Here is a 19,119-nt window from a genome sequence, read left to right on the forward strand (position 1 = left end):
TTCTCACTCCCTGGCTAAAATTTTTACGTAGTGGACTCCATTCTTTTCTTCCATATCCTCAACCATCTTTGAAACATTCCCTGTCGTTTCAAGAACCTCCACGCTTAAAGTGAGGGTGGCAACGCCATTGACCGGAATACTTTGATGAATGGTTAATATATTCGCGCGGTACACAGCTACCACATGAAGCAAATCAGAAAGAAGACCAGGCTCATCATCCATCTGCATGACCAGTGTAATGGTCTTTCCCTTTGCATTGTCGTAGAACGGAAAGATATCATCTTTGTATTTATAAAAGGAACTGCGGCTGATTCCAACCCGGTCAGTTGCCTCCTGTACAGTGATAACCCGTTCCGATTCCAGTAATTTTTTTGCCTCAACAACTTTCAGCAATACTTCAGGTACAGCTTTCTGCTTTACCACAAAATATTTACTTTTATCTTCCATAAAAAAATATCTTCCCTTCTGTGTCCGCATCGGAAATACATCTGTGCTCATAGGGAAGATATTATCATATTTATACATGGTATGCAACTATTTTTGTATTTATTTTCTTCGGTATTTAAAAAAATGCATGAAAAAACCTAGATTTCTGCTGAATCCTCACCAGCTTTTGCCCCGGTGCTTAACCAGCGGAGATATGCATACATAAACTGGTCTAACGCTCCGTCAAGGACACTGTTTACATTGCCTGTCTCTGAATTGGTCCTGTGATCCTTCACCATCGTATAAGGCTGCAGCACATAGGAACGAATCTGGTTTCCCCAGCCGATTTCCGTTACATCTCCACGGATTCCGGAAAGTTTCTCCGCATTCTCCTGCTGCTTTAACATATAAAGCTTTGCTTTTAACATCTGCATTGCCTTATCCTTGTTCTGGAACTGGGACCGTTCATTCTGACACTGTACCACAATTCCTGTAGGGAGATGTGTGATACGGATGGCAGAGGAAGTTTTATTAATATGCTGTCCGCCTGCCCCGCTTGAGCGGTAGGTATCAATTCTTAAATCTTCATCATTGATATCCACATCAAGGTCTTCTTCAATATCCGGCATGACATCGCAGGATACAAAGGAGGTCTGACGCTTGCCGGCCGCATTAAACGGGGAAATACGTACCAGACGGTGCACCCCTTTTTCTGATTTTAAATAGCCAAAGGCATTAACACCATTGATCTGTATGGTTACGGATTTGATTCCTGCTTCATCTCCGTCAAGATAATCAAGCACTTCTGTCTGAAAGCCTTTTTTCTCCGCCCAGCGGCAGTACATGCGGTAAAGTATGCTGCACCAGTCACAGGATTCGGTCCCGCCGGCGCCGGCATTCAGTCTTAAAATAGCGTTATGGCTGTCATATTCACCGGAAAGCAGCGTATTAATGCGCATCTCCTCCAGCTTTTCCTTTAATTCAGCAAGCATCTGGGCTACTTCCGGAATCAGAGAGGCATCGTTTTCTTCATTGCCCATCTGGATCATGACTCCGATGTCTTCAAACTGCTGCTCTAACTCCTTGTAGCTTTGTACGGTATCCTTTAGATTCTTTGCCAGCTGAACAATCTTTCCTGACTTTTCCGGATCTTCCCAGAAGCCCGGCTCCTCCATGGACTTGTCTAACTCATCGATTCGCTTTAACTTGTTATCTAAGTCAAAGTGAATCCCTCACTTCCACTAATGGTTTTTCATACATCGATAATTCGTATTTGTACTGATCTAATTCTACCACTGTGTCACCCACTTTCGTTTTTTAATTTATAAATATAAAATTGGGGTCCGTCCCGGTAAGGGAGCGGACTCCAATCTCATAAAAATACTATACTGGTTTGCGTCCGCAGCACTGTTTATACTTTTTGCCGGAACCGCATGGACATGGATCATTGGGATAGACTTTATTATCAGCCTTCTTCACCGGTGCCTTCACTGAACTGTCATCTTTATTGGTTCCTGTCACCTTGGCAGCAGGCTCGCGTTCCACCTTCTGCTCAACTCTGATGTGGAAGAGGATCCGGACAGTATCTTCCCGGATAGCAGCTGTCATCTCATCAAACATCTGATAGCCGCTCATCTTATATTCCACAAGGGGATCTCTCTGTCCATAGGCCTGAAGGCCAATACCCTGGCGCAGCTGATCCATATCGTCAATATGGGACATCCATTTATTATCAATTACTTTTAAAAGAATGACACGCTCAATCTCACGGATCTGTTCTCCCTCAGGGAACTCTGCCTCTTTGGTTTCATAAAGCTTAATAGCTTCTTCCTTCAGCATATGCTTCAGCTCATTCTTTCTCACTTTTCCGTCTTCCGGAAGGGTGACTGGCTGAAGGGGAATCACAGGAAGGAGAAGGGTATTTAATTCATTCAAATCCCATTCTTCCGGAGACTGCTCTTCACTGATGGACAAATCCACAGCATTCTCAACAATATCAGTGACCATCTTTAATACAACGTCACGCATGTTGTCCCCGTCAAGAACTTTTCTTCTTTCTGCGTAGATCACTTCACGCTGTTCGTTCATGACCTCATCGTATTTTAATAGGTTCTCACGGATGCCGTAGTTGTTGGTCTCAATCTTCATCTGTGCCTTTTCAATGGCATTGGAAAGCATCTTATGCTCAATCTGCTCGCCTTCCGGCACACCAAGAGCATTGAACATGCCTACAAGACGTTCGGAACCGAAAAGACGCATTAAATCATCTTCCAGAGAGATATAGAATCTGGACTCACCAGGATCTCCCTGACGGCCGGAACGTCCACGGAGCTGATTATCAATACGGCGGGACTCATGACGCTCTGTACCGATTATCTTCAAACCGCCTGCAGCTTTGGATTCATCATCAAGCTTAATATCCGTACCACGGCCTGCCATGTTGGTTGCAATGGTGACTGCCTTATGCACACCTGCATCAGCAACGATTTCCGCCTCAAGCTCATGATACTTTGCATTTAAGACTTTGTGGGGAATGCCTCTGCGCTTTAACATACCGCTTAACATCTCAGATGTTTCAATGGTTATGGTACCAACCAGTACCGGCTGACCCTTTTCGTAGGCAGCTGCCACTTCATCGCATACTGCTTCAAATTTTTCTTTCTTTGTTTTATAAACTGCATCTTCCTGGTCAATACGGGCAATCGGACGGTTTGTCGGAATTGAGATCGCATCCATTCCATAGGTGTTCCTGAATTCCTTCTCCTCTGTAAGAGCAGTACCCGTCATACCTGCTTTTTTGTTGTATTTATTAAAGAAGTTCTGGAATGTGATTGTGGCAAGAGTTTTACTCTCTCTGCGGACATTCACATGCTCTTTTGCTTCAATCGCCTGATGAAGGCCGTCAGAATACCGTCTGCCGGGCATAATACGTCCTGTAAATTCATCTACAATCAGGACTTCATCATCTTTTACCACATAATCTTTATCTCTGAACATTAAATAGTTGGCACGGAGAGCCAGAATGATGTTATGCTGAATCTCTAAGTTCTGCGGATCTGACAGGTTCTCGATGTGGAAGAACTGCTCCACCTTTTCCACACCCTGTTCCGTTAAATTTACAACCTTGTCCTTCTCATCCACAATAAAATCACCGCTCTCAGTGATTTCTTCTCCCATGATGGCACCCATCTTGGAAAACTCTCCGGAAGCTTCGCCCTTCTCCAGCTGGCGTGCAAGAATATCGCAGACTTCATAGAGCTTTGTGGATTTCCCGCTCTGTCCGGAAATAATAAGAGGAGTTCTCGCCTCATCAATTAAAACAGAGTCGACCTCATCAATGATACAGAAATCTAAATTTCTTAAAACCATCTGTTCTTTATAGATGGCCATGTTGTCTCTTAAATAGTCAAAACCAAGCTCATTGTTGGTTACATAGGTGATGTCACAGTTGTAAGCATCACGTCTCTCATCTGAGTTCATGTTGTTGAGTACAACGCCTACTGTCAGACCAAGGAACTCATGGATTCTTCCCATCCACTCCGCATCACGCTTTGCCAGGTAGTCGTTAACTGTTACAATCTGTACTCCGTTCCCTGCCAGTGCATTTAAGTAAGCCGGGCATGTTGACACCAGAGTCTTTCCTTCACCAGTCCTCATCTCCGCAATACGTCCCTGGTGAAGAACCACACCACCGATTAACTGCACACGGAAATGTTCCATATTAAGAACTCGCCTTCCGGCTTCTCTTACAGTTGCGAACGCTTCCGGCAAGATGTCGTCAAGAGTTTCTCCTGCTGCCAGTCTTTCCTTAAAAAGCTTCGTGTTGTTTTTCAATTCCTCATCCGTAAGTGCAACCATGGTCGGGCGCAGAGATTCTATTTTATCCACAATGGGATTAATAATTTTCAATTCTCTTTCACTATGAGTTCCAAATATTTTTTGAACCAAGTTCATGATTTATTCTCCTACTCTATCTTTCAATATACACCGTACAATCCTGTATATTGTAGCACTAACCTGCTTTTAATTCAACGAATTCATAAAAAATTAACATTCTGGTAATAATCAGACCATTTCTTGCCAGGTACTTCCATTTTCATCAGCAACCTCCAGCAAATTCAGCTGAAAATTATGGTTAACCTGACACATTGCACAAAAAATTTGTTCGATTCCCGACTTTTCCACATTATCCACATTGGATTGTGTATTTTTCCCCCATTTTTATCCCCACCACTAACCCTCGCATTTGCGAAAAAAAACAGTTATGCACCGAGTTATCCACATTATCCACATTTTTTCTCCACATATTCCCAGCATTCCCACAGGAATGACAGATCCACACATTTTTGTATACTTGTCATAAAATTTTCTTTTTCGACGAAAAATTCCATTTTTCCCTTGACATTTTTTTTATCCTATCTATAGTTTTTCAATAAATTGATAAAATAATAAGAAGAGACTTTTTACAAAATCTTTCCTTAAATTATCTTAAAATTTTACAGAGAGATTGAATTATTCTAATAAATATGCTATACTATAGCTATCTCAAGAAAAAGGAGCTGATGACCTATGCGTTTTACAATTACAGGAAGAAATATTGAGGTGACAGCAGGGTTACGGGAGGCAGTTGAGGACAAACTTGGAAAACTGGACCGTTTTTTTGCACCTGCTACAGAGGCAACAGTAAGACTCAGCGTGCAGAAGGAAATACAGAAAATTGAAGTAACTATTCCAGTGAAAGGACATATTATTCGAGCCGAAGAATCAAGCACTGACATGTACGTTTCCATCGATCTGGTAGAAGAGATCCTGGAACGGCAGTTGAAAAAATATAAAAATAAGTTAATCGACAAAAAATTAAATGCTCCCTCTTTTTCAACAGCATTTTTGGAAGATGAAACAGCCGCTGATGATCATGTGGAAATTGTCAAAACAAAGAAATTTGCGGTAAAGCCTATGGATCCGGAAGAAGCATGTGTACAGATGGAGCTTCTGGGACACAACTTCTACGTATTCCTCAATGCAGATACAGACGAAGTGAATGTTGTATATAAAAGGAAAGGCGGTTCTTACGGACTGATTGAACCGGAATTACTATAAAATGAAGTCAGACATGGGTGGAAACCAGAATCGGTTTCCACCCTTAATTTTTGCATGCCGTACCACTGCATAGCAGGACACTCTGGCAGCATTTCACAACATTTTACTTGAACTTTTATAACATCAAATGTATCCTTAATGTGGCTTATTTTATTATGTGATACTGAGGTACAGATTTTGATTAAAATAGCGGTATGTGATGATGATGACAAAATGATACTGGAATTAAAAAATAAGATATCCGGTTATATGAATGAAACCAGTTATAAAGCTGGGATATATGCTTTTTCCTGTGCAGAAGATCTGCTTAAAAGTGATATATTATTCGACATTGTTTTCCTTGATATACAAATGGGCGGTATGACTGGTATGGAAGCAGCAAAGCGGATCCGGCAGTCCGGTTCCGAATGCTTTCTTATTTTTGTAACAGTTCTGAAGGAATATGTCTATGATGCCTTTTCCGTAGAAGCATCCGATTATCTGCTGAAACCGATAAACAGCCTGTCAAAGCCTGCAGCAGCGAAAGCAAAACACCGCAATTTCTGATACTTAAGACGGTTAGGAAAGGTGATTTTTTTATGATTGAAATTGAGAACAGCCGTTCCGATGATAATGTGCCAGTCAAAGGTTCCGGAATCGGACTTCAAAGTATAAAAGCAGTGGCCGGGAAATATCATGGTACCGTCCATATTGAGAAAAATCCCCAAACCTTTCGTTTAAATGTACTCTTTATCATTTCACAACAATCAGACTGCATCTCAATGCAAGGCTCTTGAAACTTCATGATATGCTTAATATATTCATAGTATCTCAGAAAAAAGGAGGCATTGCTATGAATATCAGCAATATAGGAACTTTCCCACCTCAATACCCGGCCGGTGCAGAGGCAGGCCAAAAACCAGAGCCGGCCAGCACCAGTGATATTGAGCAGCAAATAAAAGAATTGGAAAAGGAAAAGGGGAAACTGGAAGACCAGCGGGATAAAGAAAGAAATCCTTTCGCATTACAGCAAAGCAGCAAATACAAAGATCTGGAAAAAAGAATTAAGGAATTGGATGGGCAGATTCAGCAGCTGAAAGGTGAGGCATCCTCCGCTCAGAAAAAATCAGATAACGGGAGCCAGGAGGCAGTCTCTGGCAGAGCCCCCTTTGACACCTATATTCCTGAAAACCAGGAATATAACGGTTAGTAAAATCCTCCGGTAAAGGTCATAAATTCCCTTATCGGAGGATTTTAATATTGTGAGTTTATTTACCGTATCGTGTCAGATAACGCTCTACGCTTGTAATTGCATTGGCTCCGTCTGAAACTGCAGTGGATACCTGTCTCAGCTGTTTGGTTCTTACATCACCTGCTGCAAAAATACCTGGAATATTGGTCTCGCAGTCTTCTCCTGCCTTAATATATCCATGATCCATCTCAACAAGGTTATCAAAGGCTTCGCTCTGGGGATTGATTCCCACTGCAATAAATACGCCGTCAACGGAAAGCTTGCTTGTTTCTTCTGTCTTGGAGTTTTTAATGGTCAGTGACTCTACCTGATCTCCTCCCTCAATCTCTTCGACTACCGTATCCCAGATGATTTCAACATTCTTCTGGTTAAATAACTGAGTCTGCAGTGTCTTTGCCCCCCTCAGTTCATCTCTTCTGTGAATTAAGTACACCTTTTTGCACATTCTGGAAAGGAATATGGCGTCTTCAATTGCCACATCGCCTCCGCCTACAACGGCGGCTACCTTGTTACGGAAAAATGCTCCGTCGCAGGTTGCACAATAGGAAACACCCATTCCGGTCAGTTCCTTCTCTCCAACAACGCTGAGCTTCCGATACAGAGCGCCGGTTGCAATAATAACCGATTTTGTCACATAGGACTGTTCCTGGCCGACAACGGTGAATTCTCCGTCTGCTGCCTCGATCCGAAGTACCTCGTCTGTGACAAACTCAGCTCCCAGCTTTTCTGCATGTTCCCGAAACTTCATACCTAAGTCAAATCCGTTAATTCCGGGAAGTCCCGGATAATTATCCACCTCGTAGGTATTGAGAATCTGGCCGCCGCTGGCGACTTCTTTTTCAATCACTACCATCTTAAGTTCTGCTCTTTTTCCATATACAGCAGCGGTAAGACCTGCCGGACCTGACCCAATGATCACAACGTCATAAATCTCATTCATTTTATCTACCTGCTTTCTTTAATTTGTAATACAGATTCTTTTGTCTTCATTATATCTCACCCGACTTTTTGTATGCAATGCCCTCGTTGCATTTTGATGCAGAATTTGTTAAAATAAAGGCATCATATACCGACAGAAAGGGTGGTTTTATGTCTAGAAAAACAGTACTTGTAACCGGCGCTTCCCGCGGAATCGGAAAGGCCATTGCTGTCAAATTTGCAAAAAAAGGATACAATGTGGTCATTAACTGTCTTCATAATGAAGACCGCCTTTTGCAGACCAGGAAGGAACTGGAGTCTTATCAGATCTCCTGCCTCTCCTATATGGGTGACATGGGAGATATGAATAAGTGCCGGGAACTTTTTCAAATGATTAAAAAACAGTTTGGTCCTCTGGATGTTCTTGTTAATAATGCAGGTATCTCCTACATCGGCCTCCTTCAGGATATGCCGGCAGAAGCCTGGGACCGTATCATTCGAACCAATTTAACATCTGTTTTTCACTGTTCAAAGCTGGCGATCCCCGGAATGCTGGAACGCAAACAGGGAAAGATCATAAACATCTCCTCTATCTGGGGTGTCTCGGGTGCGTCCTGCGAAGTAGCCTATTCCGCCACCAAAGGCGGTATCAATGCATTCACCAAAGCTCTTGCCAAAGAACTGGCACCAAGTAATATCCAGGTCAATGCTGTAGCATGCGGTGCCATCGATACAGAGATGAATCAATTCCTAAGCGAAGATGAGTTAATCGCTCTAATCGATGATATTCCCGCCGGAAGGCTGGGTAAAGCGGAAGAAGTGGCAGATCTTGTCTTTCACCTGGGTTATAAAAACTCCTATCTAACCGGTCAGATTATCGGTCTTGACGGAGGTTTTATTTAATAAGCTTTCCACATTCTGATTCATGATTGATGCGGTGCGGTGAAGAATCTTAAGATCTTCTTCGGGAATTTCCCTGTGAAGTTCTTCCACAAAGTCCTTCCTGCACCGCCTGATCCGTTCCACAATCTCAAGGCTTTTTTCTGTAAGCTTAAGACGGACCAGCCTCCGGTCATTCTTATCCCTGTCTGCTGTTATATATCCCTTCTCACAAAGAGAATCTACAGATCTAGCGATCAGACCCTTGGAGATATTTCTGTATTGCGCAATCTCCGAAGCACTTTTTAATCCCTCATTATTTGCCAGAAACATCATAACGACTATTTCATTGGGAGTAAAACCATATTCCGATACGGACTGGCTGCAAAGCTTCTGATATACCTTATCGATTTTTACAAAACATGCCAGACAGCACTCTTCTTCCTGTCTCATTCTTTCTCCCGGCATACTGGTAACAGACTCATTCATAACAACACCCTTACTAAATCATATGAGAAAATTCCTGCGCTGTATACTGGAACAGCTGTTCCAGCGCATTTAATAGTTCACTATTGAACCGTTTACTTTTGAAGTATATCTCACATAGAAACATCTGTCAACCCCGAACAAGAAAAAACCCGGAAAAAGATCTCTTTTTCCGGGTAATGGTTTTTATGCTTCTGGCTTTTCAACCTGTACAATAGCTGATTTCTGCATTGGAATTCTGCAGTTTTTGTTGTTGCCGAATTCAACGATAACCGTATCATCAGTCATATCAATAATAACTCCATAAAATCCGCTGCTGGTTAATACACTGTCACCGATTGCAATGCTGGCGAACATCTCCTGCTGTCTTTTTTTCTCTTTCTTCTGTGGTCTGATCGCAATAAAATACATAAAGCCAAAGATTACTGCAATGTAAATTACCCAGAAACCCATGCCCATCGTACCGCCTGTTGCTAATAACATAACCGTTTCCTCCTTATATATCGATCTGCCGTCTGCCTGTCCTAAAAGAGGGCCTTATGCCCCGGATCCACCGGTCATCATGCCGGATAGCTTCCTCTCTTTATATTCTCCATAACGGTGATTCTCGATCGCTTCGCGAATCTCTTCCATCATTGTATTATAAAAATACAGATTATGCAAGACACATAATCTCATGCCCAGCATTTCTTTTGCTTTCAATAAATGCCTGATGTAAGCTCTGCTGTAGGAACGGCAGGCAGGGCACTGGCACCCTTCTTCAATCGGCTTATGATCCAGCTCGAATTTGGAATTAAATAGATTTAATTTTCCAAGGTTTGTATAAACGTGACCGTGACGGCCGTTTCTTGACGGATAAACACAGTCAAAGAAATCCACGCCTCTGTCCACAGATTCTAAAATATTAGCCGGAGTGCCTACCCCCATCAGATAAGTGGGCTTGTTTTCCGGAAGATAAGGCACCGTCTCATCAAGAATCCGGTACATCTCCGAATGGCTCTCTCCTACCGCAAGACCTCCAAGGGCATATCCGTCAAGATCCATGGCAGATATGGTCTTCGCATGGGCGATCCTGATATCTTCAAAGGTTCCTCCCTGATTAATGCCAAAGAGAAGCTGATCTTTATTAATGGTATCCGGGAGTTCATTAAGTCTTGCCATCTCAGTCCTGCACCGCTCCAGCCATCTGGTAGTACGGTCCACACTGTTCTGCATATATTCTCTGGTGGCGGGATGAGGCGGACATTCATCGAATGCCATTGCAATGGTAGAAGCTAAATTCGACTGAATCTGCATACTCTCCTCAGGTCCCATAAAGATCCTGTGTCCGTCAATGTGGGACTGGAAGTACACGCCTTCTTCCTTTATCTTTCTCAGACCAGTGAGAGAAAATACCTGAAATCCGCCGGAATCCGTAAGAATGGGGCGGTCCCAGTTCATAAACTGGTGAAGCCCGCCGAATTCCTTAATTAACCGGTCGCCTGTGCGCACATGAAGATGATAGGTATTGGACAGTTCCACCTGGGTTTTGATCTCCCTGAGATCATCCGTGGATACAGCCCCTTTAATCGCTCCTACCGTTCCCACATTCATAAACACCGGCGTCTGGATTGTGCCATGCACCGTAGTCACTTCCGCCCTCTTTGCACGGCCGTCTTTTGCAATGATTTTATAGTTCATTTACAATTCCTTACTTTGTTTTTTTGCTGTTTTTAGCAGTTACTTTTGCGGCTGAATTCTTCTTGTCCTTATTTACAGTCATGACATACCACAGAGATCCCGTGATGCAGACGGAAGAGTAAGTACCGCATACAATTCCCACCATGAGAGGAAGTGCAAACTCGCGAATGGAGGATACACCCATAATATACAGAACAAATACCATGATAAATGTGGTCAGAGAAGTATTAATACTTCTGGTAAATGTCTGGGTAATACTTAAGTTAACGATCTCAGAAAGTTCCATCTTAACCTGAGTCTTCAGATTTTCGCGGATACGGTCAAAAATAACAATGGTAGCATTAATGGAATAACCCACAATCGTAAGCATACATGCGATAAACGTGGAGCCCACCGACCATTTTAAAATCGCATAGAAGGTAAGCACAACCAGCACATCATGAACCAGTGCCAGTACCGCACTGCCGGCAAAGCGGATGTCCTTAAACCGGAACCAGATATACAGAAGCATACAGATGGTAGCTATGATAACCGCCACAATTGCATCCCGCTTCATTTCCTGGCTGATTGCTCCTGAAATGCTCTCTGCGGTAATCTTCTCTTCTTCCACGCCAAAGTGATCCACCATGGATTTATTCAGAGCTTCTCTCTCTGCTACAGTCAGTGTCCTTGTCTTAATAATAACCTCATTGGTACCTGCTACCTTCTGAGTCTGAACATCTGAATCTTTGGTTACTTCCTTCACAACAGGAACCACCTCAGAAGATATTTTGTCCAAAGACAAATCTTCGTTAAATGTTACATTGGTGGAGGTACCGCCTTTAAATTCCATACTGTAATTTAAAATATTTCCGGTCTGGGACTTATTCACGCCAAGCCATGCAAGTCCAAGAACAATCACCAGCAAAGATGCGCAGAACCAGATCATACGTTTTGAAACGAAATCAATGGGCTTTCTGTCCTTCTTAATTCCATACATCTTTTCCTTGTCAAAACCTAAATTAAACAGACTGTTTAAAACAAACTTGGTCACAAACAGCGCAGTTATCATGGAAAGAACAATACCAATAGCCAGAGTAGAAGCAAAGCCCTTTACTGTACCGGAACCTCTCCAGAAAAGTACCGCTGCCGCAATCAGAGTGGTAACGTTCCCATCTATGATGGCAGACAACGCTTTGTTAAAACCGGCCTGAATTGCCGATTTAACCGTTTTTCCATATCCGATCTCTTCCTTGATACGGGTAAAAATAATAACATTTGCATCCACCGCCATACCAATGGAAAGAATAATACCTGCAACTCCCGGAAGAGTCAGAGTCACCTCAAATGCTTCCAGCAGAATTAAGATAACACCTACATAAATAGATAATGCTACTACTGCAGCGAATCCCGGAAGCAGATAAACCAGAATCATAAATACGGCTACAATTGCAAATCCAATCGCTCCTGCCTTTAAACTGGTAGTAATAGCTTCCTGTCCAAGCTTAGCACCCACTACATTGGAACGCAGTTCTTCCAGTTCCAGAGAAAGAGATCCAATGCGGATAGTAGAAGCCAGAGTTTCCGCTTCTTCATAAGAGCTCATACCGCTGATCTGGCACTGTCCCTGGGTAATCGGTTCCTGAACCACTGGGTTTGAGTAGATCTTTCCATCATAAATAATCGCAATCCTCTTCCCTACATTAGCAGTCGTTGCATCGCCGAAGATCTTTTTTCCTTCATCTGTAAATGTCAAATCTACCATGTATTCCTTGATGCCGTTATTCTCAGTAATAACAGGTTTCGCAGTTGATACCTGATTACCATTTAAAATAACTTTTCCAGCCTCATCTGTAAATGTCAGAGAGCCAGGTTTTCCAAGCTCTTCCAGAATTGCATTGGCATCAGATACGCCGGGGATATCAACATTAATACGGTTGTCCCCTTCCTGGTACACCTCTGCTTCTGTGCTGTAGTTCTGAACTCTCTGCTGCAGCTTGTAGATTGTGTCTTTCATATCCTCGGCACTTGGTTTTTCTTCCTTTGCCTGATAGGTAATGCTGACGCCCCCCGCCAGATCCAATCCAAGCTTAATGTCACCCATGGTGGTATAGCCGAAATAGCCGAACAATCCAACCATCGCCAGTGCAAAAATCAGCCCTAACAGGCCCTTGCCTTTGTTACTTTTCATGACTTTTCTCCTTCACTTTTGGAATAAACAAGCTTAAGTCTGAAAGCAAGTTCTTTCAGTCTTATTCTTCAGCCAGTGCTGCCTTAATCATGATTGCACACTCAATACGCTTCTTCTGCATCTCGCAGCCGATATCATACGCATCCGTAATGCTTCCATGAAAATTATAGGAGTTGGCTGCACAGCCTCCGCTGCAATAAAACCTTGCAAAGCAATCCCGGCATTTGTCTTTCGCATAAACATTGCAAAGCTTAAATTCATCGCGGATCTGTGTGTTTGTCACACCTGTATCTACATTGCCGAGAAGGAACTCTTCTTCCCCGACAAACTGGTGGCATGGATAGAAATCCCCCCAAGGGGTAACTGCCAGATACTCTGTCCCCGAACCGCAGCCTGATAGTCTCTTTGCTACACAGGGTCCCTGAGTCAGATCAATGTTAAAGTGGAAGAAATTAAATCCTTTTCCTTCCTTCTGTCTCTTAATATACTCAACAGCCAGCTTATCATACTCCTCTAAAATTGCCGGAATATCCTCCTGCCTGATGGAATAATCCTCATCTTCCTGAGCCACAACCGGTTCAATGGACATACTTTCAAAACCAAGATCAGCAAATTCCAGCACATCTTTGGAAAAATCCAGATTATTCCTGGTAAATGTTCCGCGGATATAATAATCCTTTGTCCCTCTCAGTTTAGCAAACTTCTGAAATTTAGGAACAATCAGTTCATAGCTCCCCTTACCATTACGGAACGGCCTCATCTGATCATTGACTTCCCTGCGTCCGTCAAGGCTCAGCACCACATTGCTCATTTCCCGGTTGCAGTATTCCATAATCTCATCATTCAAAAGAACGCCGTTGGTCGTCATGGTAAAACGAAAGTTCTTATTATATTCTTTCTCTTTTGAGCGTCCGTATTCAACAAGCTGTTTAACAACGTCCCAATTCATCAAAGGTTCGCCGCCAAAAAAGTCCACTTCCAGATTCTTCCGGTTCCCGGAATTAGCAATCAGAAAATCCAGCGCTTTCTTTCCAACCTCAAATGACATCAGCGCACGGCGTCCGTGATACTCCCCTTCTTCCGCAAAGCAATACTTACAGGCGAGGTTGCAGTCATGAGCAATATGTAAGCAAAGTGCCTTTACAACCGTTTTTCTCTTTTTAAAATCAACCACATAATCATGGTAAATATCCCTCGTAAACAGTTCCCCTTCATTAATCAGAAACTGAATTTCTTCCAGAGCCTCCCTGACCTCAGCCTCTTCATAGGTCCCGGAAAGTTCCTCTAGCACTTTATCTTCCGCTTCTTTCGGAAGCGCTGCAGCCTCTTCCATATCCGGCACCAGTTCTGCCGCAATTTTCACAGCATCATACATAACCGGATCGACCGAATGAACAGAACCGCTGTTGACATCCATAATAATATGGAAGCCATTATTAATATATTGATGGATCACCTGTATTCTCCTTAATTAAAATTTAACCCGTAATCATTTTAGCAGACAAGCGAAGCAACCCCTACCGTCTAACGACCGTAGGGGCATATGCTTATCTGCCTTATGGCTGTTCTATACAGTTTTATACTAACGATTGCTGTTCTCGCAGCTCTGGTTTCCTACTGTACAGGATGTTTTGCAAGCTGACTGGCAGGATGTCTGGCATTCACCGCAGCCGCCTTTTTTCATAGATTCTTTTAAAGTACTGGAACTTAATGTTTTCACGTGTTTCATAAACTTACACCTCCTGTATTTGCCTAATTCTTTGAGATTATACCACATGTTTTTAACCAGTGCAAGATGAATTGCCCCCTCCGGCAGGTGCTCAAACATTTTTTTCTACCGCCAATATATTCGAATATCCTCCCTGATGGACGAATATACTGAACCATAAGACAAGACATAAGGAGTAATAACATGGAAAAATCAAAGCTTCAGGTCACACTTAGAAATCTGCTTGTCACCTACATATTGACCGGAGTCCTGCTGGTGATCCTGGCCTTAGCGCTTTATAGATTCCGGCTGAAGGAAGGTCAGATCCGGCTGGGTGTCAATGCAGTTTACATCATCACCTGTCTCTTTGGAGGTATTCTCATGGGAAAGAGCATAAAGCAGAGGAGGTTCTTCTGGGGCCTGTTACTTGGTCTTTTGTATTTCCTTGTGCTGTTTGCGGTTTCCTTTATGCTGAACAGGGGGATAAACGGGTCGATGAATCAGATACTGACTACGATGGCGATCTGCGCAGCCAGTGGGACTGCGGGGGGGATGCTTAGTTAGCGGGGATGATGTGTTTGAGATGGGAAGACAGGGGGGGCTGGCGGAAAATGAGGAGTCCGGTCCCCGGATACGCTCATGGTTTCGGGCGGGATAGGTGTAAGGGAGAGAAAGCACGGAAATAAGGACACCGGCACCATTCATCGGGTTTTCCTGATGAAAACCCGATTCAGGGCGCCTAAAAAACGGACTTTGTGAGTCCGTTTTTTGTCCTCATTTCCGTACTTTCTCTCCCTAACACCTATCGACGCCCTGCAAAATTCGCCGTATCCGGGGACCGGACTCCTCATTTTCAGTCAGACGCGTTCTCTTCATCTGGAAAAAAACGTCTCGGACAAGACGGGATAACCAGCATCTTCGCTTAATGAGTATTGAAAACGTGGAGGGGATTGGCTTCCAGTGGGTTTTCAGCGGCGTCGCGGGAAACAGGACAGAGGAAGAGGGGCTGAGACGGTTTGGAGGCGGGTTAGAACTTCTTAGGCCGGGCAGGTGCAAAAAACATGGGCGGAAATTGGCTTCAAAGCCAATTTCCGAGGAAACCCTGAGCGCGAATTTCTTTCAGAAATTCGGGTGAAGTGTTTCCGGTCCCATGTTTTTTGTGCCTGTCCGGCCTTAGAAGTTCTCCCGCCGAAACTCCGTCTCAGCCCCTCTTGCTCTGTCCTGTTTCCTCACACCCCTAAAACCCCCTTACGCCTGGTGAGGCAGGTACATCCTTACTTTATCAATCCTGTTCTTATCCAGGGCTTCCACCACCAGCCTGATATCACTGTAAACCACTTCTTCCCCCTGTTCAGGAAGACGATCCAAAATTCCGATTATCAGTCCGGCTATGGAATCGTAGTCATCTGATTCCAGTTCCAAACCAAGTCGGTCATTTAAATCATCAAGCTTCATGGAACCTTCCACCAGATATTCAAACGGCGCTACTTCTACAAGTTCGTTCTCTTCGTCCTCATCGTATTCATCCCTGATCTCTCCTACAATCTCCTCCAGTAAATCCTCAAGTGTGATCATGCCGGCTGTTGCTCCGTATTCGTCAAGTACAATGACCACATTGTTACAGGTCTGGCGCATCTCTATCATGAGTTCAGCCGTTTTCTTGTACTCATATGTATAGAGAGGCTCTCTTAAGAAATTCCGTATATGAAAGCCGGTACTGTTGTCGTTTAGAAGAAGGTCTTTCATATTGATGATTCCGATTACATTGTCATTGGTATCTTCGTATACAGGTATTCTTGTGTACATCTCTTCACGGAATATATCGATGAGTTCTTCATAGGTGGCATTCACGTCTACCAGCGTCATGTCGATACGGGGTATCATGATGTCCCTGGCTACGGAATCTCCGAAATCGAATACATTGTTAATCATCTTTCTTTCTTCTGATTCAATGACTCCCTCTTCATGACTTACATCTACGATGGTTCTAAGTTCGTCTTCTGTGATGGAATCCTGCTTTCGGTTTGGGTTGACGTGAATGAAACGCAGAAAGCTGGAAGAGAGGATGTGCACCACATAGATAACTGGTGTCATCACTGTCATAAAGGGATATATAATTTTTGCATACTTTAAAGAAATTGTTTCGGAATATAAGGTCGATATGGTTTTAGGGGAAATCTCACCGAAAACCAGAATTACAAGCGTCAGAATGCCGGTACCAATACTGATCGCCTTATTCCCCCAGATACTCATGACCAGCGTGGTGGACATGGAAGAGGCGGTTAAGTTGACCACATTGTTCCCTACGAGAATCGCGCTGAGCATCTTGCCCTGGTTCTCCAGAATCTTTGTAAGCGTAATGGCATTTTTGTTGCCTGCTTCTGCCAGAGTTCTGACCCTGATCCGGTTCACCGTCGTAAGTGCTGTCTCAGCGGATGAGAAAAATGCTGATAATCCAACTAAAATAATTAACATAAGCAACTGTATATAGTCACTCGAATCCAAAAAAATCAACTCCTGTTTTATAATATTTTATGAATGATTGTACAATAGAAAAACGGCTGTGTCAAGAAGACAGCCGTTTTTTTAAGTTCAGCGTTCTTTGAATGCACGTACGGTTTCAATGATGATGATAAGGCCGGCGCCCAGAAAGATGAAGAAATCTCCCAGGTTAAAGACGACTTTTTTCAGCTTTCCGTACTGAATACTGAAATAATCCACTACGTAATGACGGACCAGACGGTCGTAAAGATTGCTGACTGCTCCTCCGAGAGCGATTGATAAGGAAAGTTTTTCTGCTGTCTTTCCTTTGCTTCTTAAGAGGCATGCAAGCATTCCTCCGATAAAGGACGCAACTGCCAGGGGAATCATGGAAACCAGCTCCGGATGTTCTTTTAAGTAACCGAAGGAAAAACCAGGATTATGATTCTTGTATAGAAGGATCTTTCCGCCGCTTTCTTTTAGTTCTTTTGGGAAATCATCGTCGTTTTGCTGTTCAATGGACTGCTTGATAAATAGATCGAGAGCCGCAAGGATACCTATGATACCGATATATAGCATGTTTCACTCTCCTTTCTTCTTATCCTCTCATCTGAATGAGGGGACCTCCGTTCTTGTCTAAGTAAGCTCTTGTGATAATGACGGAACCGATGTTGGGGTCCTTGGGAATCTCATACATGATATCCAGCATAAAGCTTTCAATGATGGCACGAAGTGCTCTGGCACCAGTCTTTTTCTTTAATGCCTCTTCTGCGATCCACTCCAGTGCGTCGTCTTCAAATACCAGCTTTACCTCATCAAGTTCTAAAAGCTTCTGATACTGTTTTAATATGGCATTCCTGGGTTCGTTTAATACCCGGACCAGCAGTTCCTTTGTTAATGTCTCTAATGTGACAGTGATGGGCAGACGTCCGAGAAATTCCGGGATCATTCCAAATTTTCTTAAGTCTTCATTGGTCACGCGGGACAGTATGTTGGAATCCTTGTCATACTTGTCTTTTAATTCGGCAGAAAATCCCATGGAAGTCTTTTCTTTGAGCCGCTCTTTGATGATGTCCTCCAGATCAGGGAATGCTCCTCCGCAGATGAATAAGATGTTATCGGTGCGGACAGTCGTCATCGGAGTCATGGCATTCTTCTGATTTGCACCTACCGGAACTTCAACGGTACTTCCTTCCAGAAGTTTTAATAGTTCCTGCTGGACCGACTCTCCGCTTACGTCTCTGCTGCTGGTATTCTTCTTCTTTGCAATTTTATCGATTTCATCGATAAAAATAATTCCGCGTTCTGCCCGTTCTACGTCATTGTCCGCTGCAGAGAGAAGCTTCGATACCACGCTTTCAATGTCATCGCCGATGTATCCTGCTTCGGTTAAGGAAGTGGCATCTGCGATTGCAAGGGGGACATCTAAAAGTCTGGCCAGCGTTTTTACCAGATATGTCTTGCCGCTGCCCGTGGGCCCGATCATGAGAATGTTGGATTTCTCAATCTGAATGGTATCCTCGTCTTTCTCTAAGGCGTCTGCTAAATATACCCGCTTATAATGGTTGTAGACTGCTACGGATATAGCTTTTTTTGCCTGTTCCTGTCCAATGATGTATTCGTCAAGCTTCTGACGGACTGTATGGGGAGCCGGTATGTCTTTTCGCTCCAGCTGCTTTTTTGGTTCCTTATCTGATCTTTTTTTGATCTTCTGTTTTTGGGGAATCTCTAAATCTTTGTTTAAACTTCCAAGATCGTTAAGGTTGAGATTCATGTACGGCATTCCGGGGAGCTTGCTTAAGTCAAGACCTCCCTGAGTGACCGAATCAAATGCCTTCTGCATGCAGTCATGGCATAAATTCATACCTCCCGGCATGGATACCATGGCGCCTGCCTTACTTTCCGGCCTTCGGCATACGTAACAGATTTTTTCGTATTCTGATTCGTCATCTTTTTTTTCTTTATCAATATCAGAGTTTTGGATCTTATTATCTTCCATCTTCTCCTCCAGAAAATCTTTATCGTTCAAAGTATAATCTC

Annotated in this window: 20 protein-coding genes; 7 read left to right on the forward strand and 13 right to left on the reverse strand. The window is 43.4% G+C overall.

Annotated elements, in window-relative coordinates; genetic code table 11:
• Positions 1-3: 3 nt before the first annotated feature.
• The 3 genes from DS742_RS06350 to secA all read right to left on the reverse strand — a co-directional run bounded on the left by DS742_RS06350 (position 4) and on the right by secA (position 4,380).
• Positions 4-447, reverse strand: a complete 444-nt coding sequence (locus DS742_RS06350) for an ACT domain-containing protein (RefSeq protein ID WP_104434536.1) — start codon at positions 445-447, stop codon at positions 4-6.
• Between the two features lie 137 nt (positions 448-584).
• Positions 585-1,722, reverse strand: a protein-coding gene (prfB, locus tag DS742_RS06355) for a peptide chain release factor 2 (RefSeq protein WP_117416154.1) whose coding sequence is annotated in 2 segments (ribosomal slippage) — positions 585-1,646 and positions 1,648-1,722 — 1,137 coding nt in all. Because the reading frame shifts where the segments join, the coding sequence is not laid out codon by codon here.
• A gap of 87 nt (positions 1,723-1,809) precedes the next feature.
• Positions 1,810-4,380: a preprotein translocase subunit SecA gene (gene secA / locus DS742_RS06360; protein ID WP_117416155.1), complete on the reverse strand. Its 2,571-nt coding sequence runs from the start codon at positions 4,378-4,380 to the stop codon at positions 1,810-1,812.
• A 615-nt stretch (positions 4,381-4,995) separates the two neighbouring features.
• Here secA and hpf point away from each other — a divergent pair.
• From hpf to DS742_RS06380, 4 genes are all read left to right on the forward strand, one after another.
• Complete coding sequence (hpf, locus tag DS742_RS06365; protein WP_117416156.1) at positions 4,996-5,526, forward strand: ribosome hibernation-promoting factor, HPF/YfiA family; 531 nt, start codon at positions 4,996-4,998, stop codon at positions 5,524-5,526.
• A 177-nt stretch (positions 5,527-5,703) separates the two neighbouring features.
• Positions 5,704-6,072 (forward strand): LytR/AlgR family response regulator transcription factor, encoded by a 369-nt coding sequence (locus DS742_RS06370; protein ID WP_117416157.1) that lies wholly within the window; start codon positions 5,704-5,706, stop codon positions 6,070-6,072.
• Positions 6,072-6,302, forward strand: coding sequence for a GHKL domain-containing protein (locus tag DS742_RS06375; protein ID WP_242996414.1), 231 nt, complete (start codon positions 6,072-6,074; stop codon positions 6,300-6,302). The genes DS742_RS06370 and DS742_RS06375 overlap by 1 nt, the downstream gene beginning before the upstream one ends.
• Before the next feature lie 56 nt (positions 6,303-6,358).
• Positions 6,359-6,715: a FlxA-like family protein gene (locus DS742_RS06380; protein WP_117416159.1), complete on the forward strand. Its 357-nt coding sequence runs from the start codon at positions 6,359-6,361 to the stop codon at positions 6,713-6,715.
• Positions 6,716-6,773: 58 nt separating this feature from the next.
• On the opposite strand, the gene trxB is transcribed toward DS742_RS06380, so the two are convergent.
• Positions 6,774-7,697 carry a thioredoxin-disulfide reductase gene (trxB, locus tag DS742_RS06385; RefSeq protein WP_117416160.1) on the reverse strand — a complete coding sequence of 308 codons (924 nt, stop codon included), beginning with the start codon at positions 7,695-7,697 and terminating at the stop codon, positions 6,774-6,776.
• Between the two features lie 149 nt (positions 7,698-7,846).
• Here trxB and ymfI point away from each other — a divergent pair, with 149 nt between their 5' ends.
• Complete coding sequence (gene ymfI, locus DS742_RS06390) at positions 7,847-8,578, forward strand: elongation factor P 5-aminopentanone reductase (protein WP_117416190.1); 732 nt, start codon at positions 7,847-7,849, stop codon at positions 8,576-8,578.
• Here the strand turns inward: ymfI and DS742_RS06395 are convergent.
• The 6 genes from DS742_RS06395 to scfA all read right to left on the reverse strand — a co-directional run bounded on the left by DS742_RS06395 (position 8,537) and on the right by scfA (position 14,619).
• Positions 8,537-9,043, reverse strand: coding sequence for a MarR family winged helix-turn-helix transcriptional regulator (locus DS742_RS06395; protein WP_242996413.1), 507 nt, complete (start codon positions 9,041-9,043; stop codon positions 8,537-8,539). The two genes, ymfI and DS742_RS06395, sit on opposite strands and share 42 nt — an antisense overlap.
• 183 nt (positions 9,044-9,226) lie before the next feature.
• Positions 9,227-9,523 (reverse strand): preprotein translocase subunit YajC, encoded by a 297-nt coding sequence (gene yajC / locus DS742_RS06400; protein ID WP_117416161.1) that lies wholly within the window; start codon positions 9,521-9,523, stop codon positions 9,227-9,229.
• 54 nt (positions 9,524-9,577) lie between these two features.
• Positions 9,578-10,720, reverse strand: a complete 1,143-nt coding sequence (tgt, locus tag DS742_RS06405) for a tRNA guanosine(34) transglycosylase Tgt (RefSeq protein ID WP_117416162.1) — start codon at positions 10,718-10,720, stop codon at positions 9,578-9,580.
• Positions 10,721-10,730: 10 nt separating this feature from the next.
• A complete protein-coding gene (gene secD / locus DS742_RS06410; protein ID WP_117416163.1) occupies positions 10,731-12,890 on the reverse strand; it encodes a protein translocase subunit SecD in 2,160 nt (719 codons plus the stop codon).
• 61 nt (positions 12,891-12,951) lie between these two features.
• Positions 12,952-14,346 (reverse strand): thioether cross-link-forming SCIFF peptide maturase, encoded by a 1,395-nt coding sequence (gene scfB / locus DS742_RS06415; RefSeq protein ID WP_117416164.1) that lies wholly within the window; start codon positions 14,344-14,346, stop codon positions 12,952-12,954.
• A gap of 126 nt (positions 14,347-14,472) precedes the next feature.
• Positions 14,473-14,619 (reverse strand): six-cysteine ranthipeptide SCIFF, encoded by a 147-nt coding sequence (scfA, locus tag DS742_RS06420; protein WP_097003442.1) that lies wholly within the window; start codon positions 14,617-14,619, stop codon positions 14,473-14,475.
• Positions 14,620-14,802: 183 nt separating this feature from the next.
• On the opposite strand from scfA, the gene DS742_RS06425 reads away from it, so the two are divergent.
• On the forward strand, positions 14,803-15,162 hold the full coding sequence (locus DS742_RS06425; protein WP_117416165.1) for a TIGR04086 family membrane protein: 360 nt from the start codon (positions 14,803-14,805) through the stop codon (positions 15,160-15,162).
• A gap of 361 nt (positions 15,163-15,523) precedes the next feature.
• Positions 15,524-15,733, forward strand: coding sequence for a hypothetical protein (locus DS742_RS29190; RefSeq protein ID WP_205692738.1), 210 nt, complete (start codon positions 15,524-15,526; stop codon positions 15,731-15,733).
• A gap of 113 nt (positions 15,734-15,846) precedes the next feature.
• On the opposite strand, the gene DS742_RS06435 is transcribed toward DS742_RS29190, so the two are convergent.
• The 3 genes from DS742_RS06435 to clpX all read right to left on the reverse strand — a co-directional run bounded on the left by DS742_RS06435 (position 15,847) and on the right by clpX (position 19,078).
• Entirely contained in the window at positions 15,847-17,103 is a 1,257-nt protein-coding gene (locus tag DS742_RS06435; RefSeq protein WP_117416167.1) for an HlyC/CorC family transporter, read from the reverse strand.
• Positions 17,104-17,190: 87 nt separating this feature from the next.
• Positions 17,191-17,658 carry a signal peptidase II gene (locus DS742_RS06440; protein WP_117416168.1) on the reverse strand — a complete coding sequence of 156 codons (468 nt, stop codon included), beginning with the start codon at positions 17,656-17,658 and terminating at the stop codon, positions 17,191-17,193.
• Positions 17,659-17,677: 19 nt separating this feature from the next.
• Complete coding sequence (gene clpX / locus DS742_RS06445; protein ID WP_117416192.1) at positions 17,678-19,078, reverse strand: ATP-dependent Clp protease ATP-binding subunit ClpX; 1,401 nt, start codon at positions 19,076-19,078, stop codon at positions 17,678-17,680.
• Between the last annotated feature and the right edge of the window lie 41 nt (positions 19,079-19,119).

Source organism: Lacrimispora amygdalina (assembly GCF_003432035.1).
Lineage (GTDB): Bacteria > Bacillota > Clostridia > Lachnospirales > Lachnospiraceae > Lacrimispora > Lacrimispora amygdalina.

Bases quoted from the DNA above. Each gene is read 5' to 3' on its own strand.
- DS742_RS29190 (WP_205692738.1), top strand. From the start codon at position 15,524: ATGAGTATTGAAAACGTGGAGGGGATTGGCTTCCAGTGGGTTTTCAGC.
- DS742_RS06380 (WP_117416159.1), top strand. From the start codon at position 6,359: ATGAATATCAGCAATATAGGAACTTTCCCACCTCAATACCCGGCCGGT.
- tgt (WP_117416162.1), bottom strand. From the start codon at position 10,720: ATGAACTATAAAATCATTGCAAAAGACGGCCGTGCAAAGAGGGCGGAA.
- scfA (WP_097003442.1), bottom strand. From the start codon at position 14,619: ATGAAACACGTGAAAACATTAAGTTCCAGTACTTTAAAAGAATCTATG.
- ymfI (WP_117416190.1), top strand. From the start codon at position 7,847: ATGTCTAGAAAAACAGTACTTGTAACCGGCGCTTCCCGCGGAATCGGA.
- secD (WP_117416163.1), bottom strand. From the start codon at position 12,890: ATGAAAAGTAACAAAGGCAAGGGCCTGTTAGGGCTGATTTTTGCACTG.
- DS742_RS06440 (WP_117416168.1), bottom strand. From the start codon at position 17,658: ATGCTATATATCGGTATCATAGGTATCCTTGCGGCTCTCGATCTATTT.
- DS742_RS06425 (WP_117416165.1), top strand. From the start codon at position 14,803: ATGGAAAAATCAAAGCTTCAGGTCACACTTAGAAATCTGCTTGTCACC.
- trxB (WP_117416160.1), bottom strand. From the start codon at position 7,697: ATGAATGAGATTTATGACGTTGTGATCATTGGGTCAGGTCCGGCAGGT.
- DS742_RS06395 (WP_242996413.1), bottom strand. From the start codon at position 9,043: ATGAATGAGTCTGTTACCAGTATGCCGGGAGAAAGAATGAGACAGGAA.
- secA (WP_117416155.1), bottom strand. From the start codon at position 4,380: ATGAACTTGGTTCAAAAAATATTTGGAACTCATAGTGAAAGAGAATTG.
- DS742_RS06350 (WP_104434536.1), bottom strand. From the start codon at position 447: ATGGAAGATAAAAGTAAATATTTTGTGGTAAAGCAGAAAGCTGTACCT.
- clpX (WP_117416192.1), bottom strand. From the start codon at position 19,078: ATGGAAGATAATAAGATCCAAAACTCTGATATTGATAAAGAAAAAAAA.
- yajC (WP_117416161.1), bottom strand. From the start codon at position 9,523: ATGTTATTAGCAACAGGCGGTACGATGGGCATGGGTTTCTGGGTAATT.
- hpf (WP_117416156.1), top strand. From the start codon at position 4,996: ATGCGTTTTACAATTACAGGAAGAAATATTGAGGTGACAGCAGGGTTA.